The following is a 16125-nucleotide window of genomic DNA, read 5'->3' as shown; positions in this document are numbered from 1 at the left end:
AACTGCACAGTATTTTAAACAGTTGTAGTCAATCTTAAAACGAATAAAACCCCACTAAAAATTATCCGCTTGACAAAAGTAAGCGAGAGGAGTTATGATCAGTTCATCGACTTAAACTTACAAAACGTAAGTTACTATTACAAACTCAAGGAGATGGTATTCATGGTTACAGCAGCAGCAGGTATATTGATTATTCGGGTCATTATCGGTTTGTTATTTATCGGGCACGGCGTTCAAAAGCTGTTTGGTTGGTTTGGCGGCTACGGCCTCAAAGGCACCGGCGGATGGATGGAGTCGATTGGCATGAAGCCCGGCGTGGCGATGGCCTTTGCCGCAGGAGCTTCCGAGCTTGTCGGCGGACTGCTTTTTGCCGCGGGATGGCTGACCGGTCTTGGAGCGGCGCTGATTGTGGCGACGATGCTGATCGCGATCGTGAAGGTTCACGGTGCGAACGGCCTATGGGCAACCTCGAATGGGTATGAGTACCATTTGGTGCTGATTGCCGCTGTCATTGGCGTTGCACTTGTTGGCGCGGGCGACTTTTCCATCGACGCATGGCTTAGAGGCTAAGGATGAAAGGATCATGGGAGTGATATCTCCCGGGTCCTTTTTTGTGTCCGAAGAAAATAAAGTGTTGACTACAGTTGTTGATCTGACGCGGTTTCCGAGTTTGAAAAACTGAAGGTACCGTTACCTCAGCCCAGGCATACGGCCTTTATGAATATGCCTCTACATTAATGCTCCTCCGCAAACGTTATATGCAGTAACTTGTACGATACTCCGAAGGTGACATTCCAAGCCGTTTACGAAATGTAGTCGAAAAATGCGCAGCGCTAGAAAATCCAATAATGACAGCAATACGCGTTATAGTGTAATTTGAGTTTTCCAATAATTGTTTTGCTTTTTCAATCCGTTTTTTCATGAGATACTCCATTATCGTTATGCCTGAGACCTGTTTAAATGTGTGGTGAAGGTAATACATATTGATGTGAAAATTTTCTGCTATTAAGCTGAGTGTTAAGTGTTCTTTATAGTTTTTATTTAAAAACTCAGTAATTTGGAAGACCAATTCTTCTGCTGGACACAAAATCTGGTCTGGTCTACATCTCTTACAGACTCTGTAACCCCCATGAATAGCTTCATCTACAGACATAAATATATCAACATTACCACGGTTTGGAACTCGTGATTTACATGATGGTCTACAAAATATCCTTGTAGTCTTTACCGCATAAAAAAACTTCCCATCGTATGAACGATCGCATTGGGCAATTGCTTGCCAGTGTTCTTCTAGCATGATAAGTAGATCCCTCCTCACATGTTTATTATAGTTCACAATCTCTCCTATCCTATAGATTTCTGAATGAGACAACAAGATTTCGAAAGATCACCATCTCATTCCCTTGTTAAAATCATGGAGAAAAATCAAATGTGAAGGAGCTTATCTATGCATAAAATTGTGGAACCTAAAATTTTCTATTTCGGAACTCCAGTCGTACTAATCAGCACTCTAAACGAGGATAATTCGGTAAATTTAGCCCCTATTTCATCTGCATGGTCGCTGCATCAATCGTTTATGCTTGGAATAAGTAACCGATCTCAAACCGTACAAAATCTTCTGCGTGAACGCGAGTGTGTCTTAAACCTGCCTTCCGTAGATCTTGTTCATGCTGTAGATCGATTGGCTCTTCTCACCGGACGTAATCCTGTTCCTGATTACAAAGTACAACAGGGGTATAAGTATGAACCAGACAAATTTGGCACAGCCCAATTGACTCAAACACCAGCAGATATCGTAAAACCATCATGTGTTAAGGAGTGCCCCGTTCAACTTGAAGCAATCGTCAAACGTGTTCATGATTTTGGAGAGGATCCGAGTACATTAGCTGCTATCGAGGTGAAAATTGTGAAGTCGCACATAAGCGAGCAGATATTGATGGATGGAGAGGTGAATTATATCGATCCAGATAAGTGGAATCCGCTGATCATGAATTTTTGTGAGTTTTATGGTATCGGGGAAAAGGTACACCCGTCTAGATTAGCTCCAGTCTTCGCACCACCTGTCCGTCAGTAATAATGTTCCCACCACTAACCATCATTTAACAAGAACAGGCATTCAACAGCACGTCTAGCTATGTAGATGTGCTATTGTGCATTTGCCCACGTTGCGCCGCGCTGAGCAAACGGGCAAATATTAATATCAATCAATCTTCAGTCCGGTCATTTATTTTCAAATTTATTAAAAATGAAGCATTGACCCCTATCCCGCTATACCGTAAGATAATTTTTAATATAAGACGATGCTAAGAAAGCTGACATGAAAAATGCAATAACTGTTTATTGATAGAAGTGTTGTTATTTTATTCGGAATCTAGTTCAGCAAGCCGCAATTAAAACATAGAGATAAATGAAAGATTGGAGAGAATGGGAGGGAGTCCGGATGCGTTCAACTGGCTTCACGATCACCGAAGAGCAGCTTACTTATATTAGTGAAGCGATGGCAGACCTTTTTCCCCGCTCGGTACTGCGCAAGGGAATAGCTCATTTGCAAAACGGGGCCGTACTTTCCTGTGTCAGCAAAGACGGACAGCTGTGCGTCGGTTCTGTTTTAGGACGGAAAACAACGTATTCTGTGTCGCTCAACGCCGATTTCATAACGTTAAGTGAATGCGAATGTGCAAAAGGGTTTTCCTGCGAGCATACAGCCGCATTATGCTTTTATTTGCTGCAGCAGTTCGGCATCGAGCCGGAAAGCTGGCTTCAATGGTATGACGAAGGCGCACCAAAATCTTCTCCTGTACTCAGTGTCCCCTCTCCTACTCCGGCTGATGAACAATGGCCACAGTTTTTTCACTCCAGCTACCGTTCCGTCACGATCGATACCGCATATAGCTTTGAACAGTTCATTCAACGGGCCGAAAAGGAGCATGAACAGCGTACCGCCGGCTTTTCCCGAAATCTTAAATTGATCGCAAAGCTTCATCTGTACTTATATTTGCTGCAGCGAGGGGAACAAGCGATTGCTTCGCCATCCACCGGACTTTACCGGCAAATATACGGACAAGGCTATCAGCAATCGGTCCTGGAGCTGATGCACCGGCTAATGGATACTGTGAGCCAAATGGATATCGCGCGGGCCCAAAAGGAAAACGGTGCCCAGCTGCAAGCGTTTATCCCGATTTTGCGGGAGCTCGCTTTTCAAAATGCGAAGCCTCATATTCATTGGGGCTTTGTGTATCGGTATTTTTGGTGGAGCCTGCTGTACACCGGGGCATGGAAGGAAGAGGAGCAGCAGTACTTGCTTCAGTCTCTTCAGAATGGCCCCGCACGCAGTAAAGCTGCCGCGTTAACAGCGATCCGCTCGGCGCTTGCCCATTTCGAGATTATGGGGGGACAAGACGCCTCTGCGAAGCAAATGCTGCAGGAAGCAAACGACGAACCGATTTATGCTTTTCTGCTGCCGTATTTGCATTCCTTTCGGGAACGCGGGCAGTGGGATCGTCTGCGGCTGTGGCTTGGGTGGCTTCTTCCATCGATGGACGATGCGGAGCAGGAGGATGTGTACAGCTATTTCAGCTTCTGGAACGAGCTTAGAGAGCCCTGCGGAACGGTGGAGGAAGAGCTGAAGGCGATGCGCAGTCTGCTGCCCCGCAGCTTTTATTTATATTCGGAATTACTGATCGAGCAAAAACGATTCCGCGAGTTTGTCGACATTTTGCTGACACTGGGTCTAACTCCGGCTGATGTAGAGGCGGAGCTGCTTGCGCAGGTAGAGCGCTCGGACCCCTCCTTGCTGCTTCCCTTGTACCATCAAGCCGTCACTCAATGCATCCGGCAAAAGCAGCGGGAGGCATACCGGCTGGCGGTTCGTTATCTGCTTCGCCTGCGCAGCATGTATATGCTGCTTGGGCAGATGAAGCAATGGCAGCTGTTCATGACCCAGTTCAGCGCGAGGTTCGGAAAGCTGCGCGCTTTAATGGAAGAACTAAGGAAAGGAAAGCTCATCTCATGATCCTTCATGCGGAGATTACGGTTCACGGAGAGTGGCTGGACGGCGATGGCGGATTTTTGCTCTGGGGTGTCAACGGCGGCGGAAAGCCGGTTGACGTGGAAGAGCTGCGCGTGCTTTTGTTCGGCTGGCACGCTCCGCTGTTTTACGGGGCGCTGCTTGAGGTGCGCGAAGCCGCGGCGGCTCGGCCCGATGCCGGGCGGGCGCAGGGACTGCTGGTGCCGGCTGCTGCGGCACTCGAGTATTTGGCGGCGCCATCGCCGCTGCTGCACAGCAAGCTCCGCTGGAGTGCGGAGCTTGCGCCTGCGCTGGAGGCGGCGCCGCTGCTTTGCCGCGCGCTTGCGAACGGCTGGGCCGCGCCGGACTACGGCGCATGGCTGGCCGGGCGCGGCCTGCGCGCGGGTCTGCGGCTCCCCGCGGAAGCGGAGCCGCAGTGGGCTTCGCTGCAGGCGCGTTATGCGCCGCAAGCGGTAGCGACGGTCGAGCGCTGGCTCGACCGTGCAGTGCGCAGCGGGCCCGGGCCTGACGGGCCTGCGGAGTGGCGGCGCTTAGCCGCGGTTTTGGCGGTGCCGCAGGCGGCTGCCGGGGCGCGCGAAGTGGCGGCCGCGCGCAGCGCGGGCGCAGGCGCAGCAGCGCCGGAGCGCGGCGGCGGCGCGGGCCCGGGCGCGGCGCGGCGGCTCGGCGCTATCCCGGGCGGGGCCGCTGCGGGCGCGCAGGCGCGCGGTGGCGGCGCCGTGGACGCGGGCTACGCCGGCGTCGACGCTGCGGCAGCCATTCTCCCTACAGAGGAGGAATGGCTGGAAGCGATCGGCTGGATTACCGATGCCGCCCCCTTCCGTCCAGCGTTATATTTATTGGAGCCCGACCGGCCGGAAGCCCCTTGGAAGCTGGCGATTCAGCTTGAATCCATAGACGAACCGAAGCTGCAGCTATTATGCGATTGGGACGGCTTCCCGCTCCCCGCCGCAGCGGAAGATCACAAGAGGGTGCATTTGCCTCCGAAATGGGAGCCTCATCTCGAAAGCAGGCTCTCCCGCGAAAAAACGAAATGGCTCCGCTGTCTTCCATGGCTTGCAGCCTCCGAGGAGGAGCTTCTGCCGTTTCATACCGAGCATTCGAGCATTACCGAAGCTGAGCATGCTCCACGATTCCGTTCTGAGCTTACCGATCAAGAAGCCTTTCAGCTGCTGACAGAAGGCGTAGAAGCTCTGCTCGCGGCTGGGGCGTCGATTGTGCTTCCTCCTTGGTGGGAAGAAGCATTCCAAACGAAAACAGCCGTTCGCGCAACGATGCTTGCCGGATCAGGTCCATCGATGTTTTCCGCTGAGCAGCTCATCCGCTTCGACTGGAGGGTATCTCTTGGCGAAACCGAGCTGTCCGCCGACCAGTTTCAACAGCTGCTGGATCAAAAACGGAATCTGATTCAAGTGGACGGCAAATGGCTTGCCCTGCCTCCCGCCATGCTTACGCAGCTCAAGCGGCAGATCAAACGGTTCCGCAGCGGTATGAGACTAGGCGAAGCGCTCGCCCTGCAGGCGAGGCAAAAATACGGCGTTCATCCCGTGTCCGCAACCGATGCTCCGCAAATGCATGTTGATTTGACCGAGGAGCTGCAGCATCGGATCGGACGGCTGGAGCAGCAATCGATGCCGCTTGTGGAGCCGCCTTTTACCCTGCAGGCCACTCTTCGTCCTTATCAGATGCACGGCTCATCATGGCTGCTGTATTTGAGCACCAGCGGATTAGGCGGTATTCTTGCCGATGATATGGGGCTAGGGAAAAGCATTCAATTGATTACGTACCTGCTGCACCGTAAGGAACGCGGCGATCTCTGGGACGCTCCCGCACTGCTTATTTGCCCTACGTCTGTCCTCGGTAACTGGCAAAAAGAATTTGAGCGCTTCGCCCCTTCCTTACGCGTAGCTTTACATTACGGAGCAAATCGACCCAAAGGCGCAGCCTTTAGCCGGGCGGCCAACGAAGCTGACGTCATTTTAACCTCCTACACGCTTGCCCAGCTTGACGAAGAGGAGCTTTGCTCCATCGAATGGACGTCCGTCTGTTTGGATGAAGCGCAGAACATCAAAAACCCGCATGCCAAGCAAACGGCTGCGATCAAACGGATTCCCGCGCGACATCGGATTGCCTTAACCGGAACACCTGTAGAAAATCGTTTGGCCGAGCTGTGGTCGATCTTTGACTTTATCAATCCAGGCTATCTCGGCACTCTCTCCGATTTTCACAGCCGGTACACGAGCCAAGTCGAGAGGACCGGAGATGATGAGAGAACCTTAGAGCTGCAGCAGCTCATTCGTCCGTTCCTGCTGCGCCGGGTGAAGCAGGACCCGGCCATCCAGCTTGATCTGCCCGAAAAGCAGGAAAACAATGTTTATGTCCGCCTTACCCCCGAGCAAGCGGCTTTATACGAGGGAGTTCTCGATACCATTTTCACTAAAATCGACACGCTCCCTCCAATGGAACGGCGCGGCCTCATCTTGTCTTCCCTTACGAAGCTGAAGCAAATTTGCGGGCATCCCTCCCTGTTTCTCGGCGACGCGGATCCGGAAGCACCGCTGCCCGAACGGTCGGATAAATTGCTGCGCTTAATGGAAATGGTGCAGGAAGCTCGGGATCAGAAGGAACGCGCACTTATTTTTACACAATATATTCAGATGGGACATCTCATTCAACATACCTTGGAGGAAGCTCTTCAGGAAAATGTCGCTTTTTTACATGGAGGACTTTCCAAAACAGCCAGGGACCAAATGATTGCCGACTTCCAAAGCGGGCAAGGCGCTTCTATTTTCGTACTGTCACTGAAAGCGGGCGGCACCGGCCTTAACCTGACAGCGGCCAACCATGTATTCCATTATGATCGCTGGTGGAACCCAGCGGTGGAAAATCAGGCGACGGATCGAGCCTACCGCATCGGGCAGCAGCGGGATGTGCAGGTGCACAAATTTGTGACGCTTGGCACACTGGAGGAGCGAATCGATGAAATGATCCAGCGAAAGCAGCACTTATCCTTAAAGGTGGTCGGCTCCGGCGAGCAGTGGCTTACGGAGCTTACAACGACCGAGCTGAAGGATTTGCTGACGCTGCGTTCCGTATGGCTGTCGCCGAGATAGGCACCTGTATTCGCATGCAATCCGCCCTATCCTACAATAAAAAGAAGCAGCCCCTAAAGGGAGGCTGCTTCTCTTATATAGGAGAACCTTTCCAATCTACGGAACCAGCAGCGTCTTCCCCGTACTCTGCCGGCTCTCCACCCAATCATGCGCCTGTGCAGCATCCTTCAAAGCAAAGCGTCCGCCGATTTGCATTTTGAGGCTGCCCTCCTGTAGAAAACCGAACACCTTCTCCGCCGTCTCCTGAAGTAGCTGCGGCCTTTGGCTTCGAGTCGTTCCGAGGCTGAAGCCTAGAACGGACCGGCAGCTTGCGTGCAGATCCTGGGTAAGAATCGTTCCCGCTCTACCGCCCGCGTTGCCGAAATGAACCAGTCTGCCGTACGGCGCAAGACACAGCATGCTCTGCTCGGATACCCAGCCCGAGATGGAGTCCAAAATCACATCGGCGCCGCGACCGCCGGTCAGCTCATTCACCTGCTCGGAAAACTGGCCGTCCTCATAACAAATGACGTGATCGGCTCCCGCCTCGATCGCCGCCGCGGCCTTACTTTGGCTGCCTACCGTTCCGATGACTTTACCGGCGCCAAGCCTTTTCGCCAGCTGAATCGCTGTCGTTCCAACTCCGCCGGCTGCAGCGTGGATCAGCACCGTTTCTCCGCCTTGAAGCCGTCCCACATCGGCCAGCAGCTTGTAGGCGGTAAACGATACCGTCGGACACGCCGCGGCTGTTTCAAAATCAATGCCGTCCGGCAGCGCAAACGTCAGCACCTCTTCCGCAGCGGCATATTCAGCGTAAGAACCCCCTACTGGGAATGCGGCAACCCGCTGCCCGACGCGAAGCCCCTTCACCTGCTCGCCAACCTGCACTATTACCCCCGCGGCATCCAGCCCGGGGATATATGGCAGCGGGCCCGCCCCTTTTTTCCCATACCTGGTCTTGATGTCTGCAAAATTCACACTTGTCGCTTCCACACGAATGAGAACCTGTGTCGGCGCAATCGCGGGAATCTCCATTTCTGTATAATGCATATGCTCCGACCCGCCAAAGGCAGTAACTACAATCGCTTTCATCGGAAAGCCTCCTACGTTTTAGTCCCTTTATTTTACAACTCAGCCGTTCATTTCGCCTAGTATTAAATATGCTTGAGAGTTCCGTATACAGCAAGAAGGGCCAACCACATCAGTGATTGACCCATTCCATTCTCCCTAACTTCCGCATTCTTCTCTTTGGGTATGCTTTATTACCTTAGGAACACGAGAAATTCCGTTCCTTTCTCACTCGAACTTACGTGGATTCGCCCGCCATGCCGATCGACGATACCGAAACAAATCGCCATACCCAGCCCTCTTCGATCTTCCTTAGTCGTGTAAAAAGGCGTACCCAGCTTCTCTACGGCATCCCCGGATAGTCCGCAGCCTTCATCCCTGACGGCAAGCACATGATCCAATCCGGCCATATAGGTGCGAATCGTCACGGTTCCCTCCGACATGGCTTCCATCGCGTTGCTCGTCAGCTGCTCCAGCAGCATGGACAGCTCCTGCTCGTCCGCCTCCAAGCTTCCGCAATTCCCGGGAAGAAATTTTGCATTCAATCCCATATCGAGCGCCTTCCGCAAGATTTCCGGAAACTTTTGTTCAACCAGCCCATTCAGGGTCAGGGGCTGTTTATTCAACCGTTTGTTCGGAGCAAGCTGGATAAAGTTCGCTAAGAACGAATTGGTCTGTTTCAGTTCTTCCATCATAAGTGCAATTTTATCGTCGTCAATCTGACGCCCTGTTTGTTTCGCCAGCTGTAAGTAGCCTTGAATCGTTGTGATCGGATTGCGAATTTCGTGAGCCACACCGACAGCAATTTCTCCCGCTACCCGCAAGCGTTCTTCCGCTATTTGCTCCCTATGAGCAGTCTCCAGCCTTTGTTCCACCGCCATTTTTTCACGGTATAGGTTCGATAGACGCTCTACCTTCTTGCGCAGCTGTTCCGGATGAAAAGGCTTCGTAATATAATCAAACGCCCCGACATCGTAGCCCTTCGTAACGTATTCCGTTTCATATTCGCTAGCCGTTAAAAAAATGATCGGGATATCCTTGGATTTTTTCCGGCTCGTGATCAGCTTGGCCGTTTCAAACCCGTCCATTTCCGGCATATGGACATCTAATATGATGACAGCAAAATCGTGCAGCAGCACCTGCTTTAACGCCTCGCGCCCTGACCGGACACATATCAGCCTGTACCCCGGGTCGGCGAGCACTTCTTCCAAAGCCAATAAGTTTTCCGCAAGATCATCGACTAAAAGCAAAGAAACTGTTTCCATAGATGTGCTCACTGCTCACCCTTTCTCACACGTTAGAACATGAGCATATCCAATTTTCCAGAAGGGTTCAACTCAGTAATACCGTTTTTACTTTAATTTCCTAAGCATCGACATTGTCTGTCAAAACCCGCGCTTCACCATTTCTTCAACAGGCGAATTTGGGCAGTGTAACTCTTATTTGACCGTAACCTGACCAAGAGGATACCGCAGATCCTTCCGGCCCCCGGCAGTCGCAAATCGAATACCCGGCTTTCCCGTTTCCGGATCGAGAATCGCTACATGGACCGTATACACCCCTGGTACCAGATCATGAGGAATTTGCAGCGTCTCTTTCGCCGTATTCTCACCCGGGAGCCATTTTCGCACATCCGTCTTCCCCAAACCGGCAGCTGCAATTCTCCCTGTTGAATCCACCAAAGAAAGCTCCAACGGCCAGGCAAAATAAAATGGCGCCACTCCTCGGTTCACCAGCTTCATCTCGATATGCAGCGTTTGTCCTGCCTTTATACTTGGCTCATGCGACTCCTTCGCCACCACGAAACGGTATCCAACGGTTTTCAAAAAACGGTCGATGTTATGCTGCAGCCTGCTCCCTGCCTTTTCCCGTGACGGAGCGTACGGTCCCATCCAGCTTACGTGCGTAAGCTTCGCCTGGCGGATCGTTTCCTCGATATTTGCATCCTCTACGTATTTGGTCTCATGAGAAAATTCGCCCGCGCTCGGCGACCGAACCCAAAAATCCGGCATGGCCGGCTCCTCTTCCCCAGTAAGCCAAGAGGTATAACCGTTCGTGTACCAGTCGAGGAAACCTTCTATCGTCGACTCTGTTTTGCCGAATGCGTCATTAAATAAACCCATGTTATGGTTTAATGCAACCTCATGCGGACGGCGCATAAGCAAAAATTTGTTATTTAAATACCGGACATAATGCAAGGCATATTGGTCGGTAATCTCCTCATCCGGAAATTTGATTTTGTTCCCGTCATCCTCATCCCAGGTATGCCATTCTCCCCAATGCCCGATGCTGCCCAGCTGGATAAAAGCAATCTGCGGGTTATTGTTATAACGCTCTCCCAGCGCTTTAACAAGACGCTCGTGATACTGAATCAACAGGGGATGGGCATAATCCGGACTGAAGCCTTTTCCATATTCCAGCTCATACCACGTCCCGCTCTCGCCAATTTCCTCGTAAAGCCAATCCGGGATATCCATATGGGAATAATCACGTGGATAGTCAAGAAGGAGCCGCAACACAATGGAAACGTCCCGCTCCTTCCAATACTGTAAATTGATCATTTCCTCGAATTGGGCGAAGTCGTACTCCCCCTTTTCCGGTTCAAGCAGCCGCCAGGTTACATTTGCATGGGCAAGACGGAAGGGCTGTGAAGCAGCATTCTTTTCCTTCGCATCAACGGAAAAGCCCATATAGGGGTTATTCAGCACCTCATCGGTCTCCGCAGGATAATAATGGACACGTTTGCCCATTTGGTCGGCCAGCAGCACTTCATGAAGTGAAAATCCAGCAATGCATAAAACAATAAATAGTGCTATAGCACCTATCTTTTTCCTCATATCCATGATCCCCTTTTGGCTGCGCTTCCATTATCTAGCGTGAACTCAGAAATCAATTTTCAAGTATAATAGATTATATATTTCCATAATACCGCATGATTTCTGTAATTTTTGACACAATTTCTTATCAAATTCAGCCTTGTTTATGATATTATAATACAAAATGTCGAATTATAGTTCGTAAAGAAATGAGGCAAGGGATGAAAGTTTTAATTACCGGTGGGTACGGATTTATTGGGTCTTTTGTATCAGAACGTTTTTATAAAGAAGGTTATGAGGTCACGATCATCGATAACCTGAGCTCCGGAGCCAAGGAAAACGTTCCTTTTAAGCATAAGTCGTATCTTCTGTCAGTAGAAGATCCGAAGTGCGAGGAAGTGTTTCGGAACAACCGTTTTGATGCGGTAATACACCTTGCTGCCCAGCCCAATGTACATACATCGATCGAAAATCCCCGGCTGGATGCGCAGTCCAACGTGCTCGGACTCGCCAACATGCTGAGCCTTTCGAAAAAACACGGTGCGGGTAAATTTATTTTTGCATCCTCAGCAGCCGTATACGGCGAACCGCAGCAAATTCCACTGCCCGAGAGCGCGGTATGCAATCCTTACTCCCCTTATGGAATTAATAAGTGGGTCGGCGAGACGTACTGCTCCAAGTGGAACGAAATGTACGGACTTAATACGCTTTGCTTCCGGTTTTCCAACGTCTACGGGCCAAGACAAGGAAACGGCGGCGAGGGCGGTGTCATTTCAATCTTCCTGCAAAAGGCCATCTCTGGCCAAAAGCTGACTATCCACGGAGACGGAAGCCAGAGCAGAGACTTTATTTTTGTCGAGGATATAGCGGAAGCGATTTACCGCGCTTCGTATTCCAGCTTATCTGGGGTGTACAATTTATCGACCAATTCCGAAACGAGCCTAAATGAGCTAATCCATGAAATTCAAGAGCTTCATTCCCCTGTAGAAACGACCTTTGCAGAACGCCGTCAAGGTGACATTCACCGCTCTGTTCTGGACAATTCACGTATTATCCACGAGCTGGATTGGGTCCCGAAATATTCCTTAACGGAAGGACTCCGCAAGACCTATGAATGGTTCATGCTTCAAAGCCAACAGGCGGCCGCAGCTGAACGAATCGCAGCGGCAAAGCCGGTTCGAACGCAGAGCAAATGGATGACGGCTCTTAAGCCTTACCTTGAAAATGGTATCGCCTTTCTATTAGCAGTGTGGCTGACTAGTATCTTCAACGATGATCTGTACAATTTTATTGATTTCGGTTTGCTTTACATTATTGTCATGGGAGCTTTATACGGAAGCAAGCAATCCATTATTGCCGTGATAATGTCGACCGCGCTGTCCGCTTACCAGTCCATTATTAATGGCCGCGAACTCGTCTCATTGCTGTATGACACGGATTTCTTTTTCCAACTCGCGGTGTATATTTTTATCGGGCTTGTTGTCGGCTATTCTACTGAGCGAAAGAACCGCCTTCTCGAAGCCAAAACCGATCAAGTTACGGTACTTGAGGATAAGTACAGCTTCTTATCTGAGGTTTACGAGGATACAAGAATGGTCAAGGCCGAGCTCCAGCAGCAAATTATGAATAACGGAGACAGCTTCGGTAAAATCTACTCCGTCATTAAAGAGCTGGAAAGCCTAGAGCCAGAACATATTTTTACATCTACCATTCATGTCGTGGAATCGATTATGAAGGCAAAAACGGTATCGATTTATAGTGTGAACAAATACCAGAGCTACCTTCGTCTCGTAGCGCGGTCCAACACCGATCTGCCAATTGATAAATCCCTTAAGGTGGAGGATCATGACTATTTGCGTGGTCTCATGAAAAGCCAGACCGTATTTATGAACCGGAAGCTGGAAGCCGGCATCCCGTTGATGGCCGCGCCCGTCCTAAGCAAAGGGGAAGTGATCGCGGTAATCGAGCTTCATGATATCGAATTCGAGCATTTCACGATGTATTATCAAAATCTGTTGAAAATCGTAGCCGATTTGATCTCCTCGACCCTCACGCGTGCTCATTCATATGTGGAAGCGACCAGCGGCACACGTTTTATCGAGGGCACAAGCATTTTGAAGGATGAGGTATTTGCCGGCATTGTGGAAAGCAAGCAGGCAGCCAAAAATCGATACGGCATCGAATTTATTCTTCTCTCGGCCGGTACGTCCTCCTCCCTGTCCGAGGAATCCAAAAGCCGTATTCCAAGCCTGCTTCGTGAAACAGATTACACGGGCCTTGGCAGCGACGGAGAGCTCTACGTCCTATTGTCCAACTCCAGCTTGACTGAAGCGCAGTTTGTGCTGGACCGCTTCTCGAAAAATGGCATTTCTTTACGTGTCGTTGCAGAGGATGAGTATTATGTTTGAGCTTGTTTTATTCCTTTACTGGATTCTGTGCGCCGTTATTCTGGGCATTAGGCACCGTAAGGACCGGAAGGAATTTATGATTCGTTTCGCGATCGTCGCCTCCTTGCCGGGTCTCGGCTTCCTTCTTCCGCCGTTTCGCCGCGGGAAACGGCGAGACAGCGAAACCCGGGCAGCAGAGCTGCAGAAGTATCTGGACACCATTATTCAGGGTGAAGATATTTCGGACATAATCCGAAAGCCGGAGGCTGAGAAGGAAATCAATGTGGTTCCGCTGCAGGAGTCGCTGCTTGTCAACGATTTAACGACACGCAGACGGATGATGATCGATCTTCTCAAGCAGGACTCTTTGGAATACTTGGAAGTGCTGAAAATGGCGGTCAGCAACGACGATACGGAAACCTCTCACTATGCCGTCAGCGCCATTATGGAGGTCAAGCGGAAGCTCAGCATATCGCTGCAGGAGTTGGCGGTCCAATACGAGGAGGACAAGAACAATCCGCATGTGCTCCGCTCCTATGCCGATGTGCTTAAAAACTATATCCGCAGCGGTTTTTTGGACAAACGCACGGTAACTAAGCACCAATACACTTATTCCCTCGTGCTGGAAAGACTTATTGAAGTCCTTCCGAACGGGATCGACGCGTATACGGAAAAAATCGAAATCGATCTTGAGCTTGGCGAATTTGCATCGGCGGAACGTACCGCCAAACGTTTTCTAGAGCAGTTCCCCATTCTCGAGGAAGCTTACTTGGCTTTATTAAAGGTCTATTATTCTATTCGTTCATTCAGCCAGCTTAATGCGGTTTTGGCCGATCTGAAGCAATCGCCTGTCCGGCTCTCCAATCGAGGAATTAATGCCGTTCGTTTCTGGTCAGAGGAGGTACGCCATGAGGTCCAAGATCAAGCTTAAACGCAGCGTATACTTTATCTTATTGGGCATTCTTTTGCTTGCCGCAGCCGATCAAATTACCCATTCGAAATTTATTCTGCAATTTATTCGTAACGGCTCCGTCTCCGATCAACTAGAAGAGCTGACCGCGAGACGCGCCGTGCAGTCGGCCGCATCAGACGGCTTGTCCTACTGCCTAGTCTATGACAGCGAGGACGAGAAAAGCATCAAAATTCAGAAGAACGCCGAAAAAGTCCTTCATTATATGAAAAAACCGGCGGCATCGACAGATGTGCGTCAATCGTCCTTCTCACCCGACAGCTGCAAAGCTGTTATCGTATCCATTGAGGAACTCAACCAACTGAACGATCTCGACCGGCTTTCCACATACGTTGAAAACGGAGGATCCGTTTTTCTCGCTACGGCCCCTAACCTAAACGATGCTTTTTATCGGATCTACCGGAAGCTCGGTGTGGTATCCGCATCCGAAATGGTCCTTACGAAAGGCATCGAGCTTACCTCAAATGTGCTGATTGGTTCGAAGGGTCTGCGTATCGAGGAAGGTTTTTTGGAGAATGATTCCATGCCCGTAGAGCTCGACAAAGAAAGTACGATTTTGGCCAAAACCTCCGAGGGCGTGCCGCTGCTTTGGAGCACTCCTTATGGGTCCGGAAAATTTTTCGTTTTTAATGGCAGGATGCTGGAGGAGAAGATTAATAGAGGACTTCTTGCCGGTACGATTAGCATGATGGAGCCGGATTTCATTTATCCGATTTTCAACGTGAAGGTTATGTATATTGACGATTTCCCCGCTCCTATCGCCAAAGGAGTGCGCAGAGATATATTTCGCCAATTTAATCGGGATACCCCGGCATTTTTTAAGGATGTATGGTGGCCCGATATGTTAAAGGCAGCGAAGAAACACAACTTGAAGTTTACGGCTGTCCTCATCCAGACGTATAACAACAAGGTCGAGCCGCCTTTCACGAGCCCGGTTGACGAGGACACGAAGGGACTCATCTCCTACGGGAGAGAAGTCATTAAAAGCGGCGGCGAAATCGGCCTGCATGGCTACAACCACCAGTCCCTGCAGCTGAGCCAAGAGGTCGCGGATGAATTTGGCTACAACGCATGGCCGAGCATCGAGGCAATGGCGGAGTCGGTAAAGGAATCGCTCCGCTTTGCCGATCGCAGCTTTCCAAGCTATAAGCTCTATTCCTACGTCCCTCCTTCCAACGTGTTAAGCCCGGAGGGCCGGGAAGCGCTCAAGCTGGCGTGGCCGTCTTTGAAAATAATCTCCTCCTTGTATGAAGAGGATGCATCCGGTCTTTCCTATTCACAGGAATTTGAAATTGCGCCGGACAACATCTTGGAAATGCCGCGGTTTACGGACGGATATACCAAATCTGCGTTCACAAACTGGGAGGTCACCAATGCGATTACCTCGCTTGGAGCGTTCTCCCATTTTATTCACCCGGACGATATGCTCGACCCGGTACGCAGTAAGGGCTTGCCTTGGGAAAAGCTCTACAAGGAGTACGATGAGATGATGGCCGAGCTGAATCAAACATACCCCTGGCTGCGTGCCCGAACTTCGGTCGAAGCCGGTATCGATGTCATGCAGACGTTGACCAGCGAGGTTCGCCTCGAGAAACAGAACAAGACCATTCGAGGGACGATCAGTCCATTTGAGGGAAAACCGCAATTCATTATGCGGACAAATCGAACCATAACCCATTTGACCGGCTGTCAGGTGCAAAAGATCGACGATGGCGTCTTACTTGTCGAAGCCCTGGAGCCGAATTTCTTGATTGAATTGAGTGAATAA

At 50.6% G+C, this 16125-nt stretch carries 10 protein-coding genes; 6 read left to right on the top strand and 4 right to left on the bottom strand.

The window, feature by feature from the left end; all coding sequences use genetic code 11:
- The first annotated feature begins 162 nt into the window (after window positions 1–162).
- Window positions 163–570: a DoxX family protein gene (locus GQS10_RS13060; protein ID WP_166242830.1), complete on the top strand. Its 408-nt coding sequence runs from the start codon at window positions 163–165 to the stop codon at window positions 568–570.
- 184 nt (window positions 571–754) lie between these two features.
- Here the strand turns inward: GQS10_RS13060 and GQS10_RS13055 are convergent, their stop codons facing one another.
- Window positions 755–1297: a bifunctional transcriptional activator/DNA repair enzyme AdaA gene (locus GQS10_RS13055; RefSeq protein ID WP_166242828.1), complete on the bottom strand. Its 543-nt coding sequence runs from the start codon at window positions 1295–1297 to the stop codon at window positions 755–757.
- A 150-nt stretch (window positions 1298–1447) separates the two neighbouring features.
- Between GQS10_RS13055 and GQS10_RS13050 the strand changes: the two genes are divergently transcribed.
- Together GQS10_RS13050 and GQS10_RS13045 are read left to right on the top strand one after the other, a co-directional pair.
- Entirely contained in the window at window positions 1448–2074 is a 627-nt protein-coding gene (locus GQS10_RS13050; RefSeq protein WP_166242826.1) for a flavin reductase family protein, read from the top strand.
- Window positions 2075–3825: 1751 nt separating this feature from the next.
- Window positions 3826–7137, top strand: a complete 3312-nt coding sequence (locus tag GQS10_RS13045; RefSeq protein WP_166242824.1) for a DEAD/DEAH box helicase — start codon at window positions 3826–3828, stop codon at window positions 7135–7137.
- A 96-nt stretch (window positions 7138–7233) separates the two neighbouring features.
- On the opposite strand, the gene GQS10_RS13040 is transcribed toward GQS10_RS13045, so the two are convergent.
- The 3 genes from GQS10_RS13040 to GQS10_RS13030 form a co-directional block, all read right to left on the bottom strand.
- A complete protein-coding gene (locus tag GQS10_RS13040; RefSeq protein ID WP_166242822.1) occupies window positions 7234–8208 on the bottom strand; it encodes a quinone oxidoreductase family protein in 975 nt (324 codons plus the stop codon).
- A 170-nt stretch (window positions 8209–8378) separates the two neighbouring features.
- Window positions 8379–9449 (bottom strand): response regulator, encoded by a 1071-nt coding sequence (locus GQS10_RS13035; protein ID WP_166242820.1) that lies wholly within the window; start codon window positions 9447–9449, stop codon window positions 8379–8381.
- A gap of 174 nt (window positions 9450–9623) precedes the next feature.
- Complete coding sequence (locus tag GQS10_RS13030) at window positions 9624–11021, bottom strand: DUF4832 domain-containing protein (protein ID WP_166242818.1); 1398 nt, start codon at window positions 11019–11021, stop codon at window positions 9624–9626.
- A gap of 200 nt (window positions 11022–11221) precedes the next feature.
- Here GQS10_RS13030 and GQS10_RS13025 point away from each other — a divergent pair, with 200 nt between their 5' ends.
- From GQS10_RS13025 to GQS10_RS13015, 3 genes are read left to right on the top strand one after another with little or no spacing between them, the layout of a single operon-like run.
- Window positions 11222–13408, top strand: a complete 2187-nt coding sequence (locus GQS10_RS13025; RefSeq protein WP_166242816.1) for an NAD-dependent epimerase/dehydratase family protein — start codon at window positions 11222–11224, stop codon at window positions 13406–13408.
- A complete protein-coding gene (locus GQS10_RS13020; protein ID WP_166242814.1) occupies window positions 13401–14318 on the top strand; it encodes a tetratricopeptide repeat protein in 918 nt (305 codons plus the stop codon). Before GQS10_RS13025 ends, GQS10_RS13020 begins: the two co-directional genes overlap by 8 nt.
- Window positions 14296–16125 carry a DUF2194 domain-containing protein gene (locus GQS10_RS13015; protein ID WP_166242812.1) on the top strand — a complete coding sequence of 610 codons (1830 nt, stop codon included), beginning with the start codon at window positions 14296–14298 and terminating at the stop codon, window positions 16123–16125. The genes GQS10_RS13020 and GQS10_RS13015 overlap by 23 nt, the downstream gene beginning before the upstream one ends.

It is taken from the genome of Paenibacillus turpanensis (genome assembly GCF_011421635.1).
GTDB lineage: Bacteria > Bacillota > Bacilli > Paenibacillales > YIM-B00363 > Paenibacillus_AK > Paenibacillus_AK turpanensis.
This window is presented reverse-complemented; position numbering and strand designations above follow the sequence as displayed.

Coding starts and splice junctions, on each gene's coding strand:
- GQS10_RS13015 (WP_166242812.1), top strand. CDS start 14,296: ATGAGGTCCAAGATCAAGCTTAAACGCAGCGTATACTTTATCTTATTG.
- GQS10_RS13035 (WP_166242820.1), bottom strand. CDS start 9,449: ATGGAAACAGTTTCTTTGCTTTTAGTCGATGATCTTGCGGAAAACTTA.
- GQS10_RS13025 (WP_166242816.1), top strand. CDS start 11,222: ATGAAAGTTTTAATTACCGGTGGGTACGGATTTATTGGGTCTTTTGTA.
- GQS10_RS13045 (WP_166242824.1), top strand. CDS start 3,826: ATGCATCCGGCAAAAGCAGCGGGAGGCATACCGGCTGGCGGTTCGTTA.
- GQS10_RS13030 (WP_166242818.1), bottom strand. CDS start 11,021: ATGAGGAAAAAGATAGGTGCTATAGCACTATTTATTGTTTTATGCATT.
- GQS10_RS13060 (WP_166242830.1), top strand. CDS start 163: ATGGTTACAGCAGCAGCAGGTATATTGATTATTCGGGTCATTATCGGT.
- GQS10_RS13050 (WP_166242826.1), top strand. CDS start 1,448: ATGCATAAAATTGTGGAACCTAAAATTTTCTATTTCGGAACTCCAGTC.
- GQS10_RS13055 (WP_166242828.1), bottom strand. CDS start 1,297: ATGCTAGAAGAACACTGGCAAGCAATTGCCCAATGCGATCGTTCATAC.
- GQS10_RS13020 (WP_166242814.1), top strand. CDS start 13,401: ATGTTTGAGCTTGTTTTATTCCTTTACTGGATTCTGTGCGCCGTTATT.
- GQS10_RS13040 (WP_166242822.1), bottom strand. CDS start 8,208: ATGAAAGCGATTGTAGTTACTGCCTTTGGCGGGTCGGAGCATATGCAT.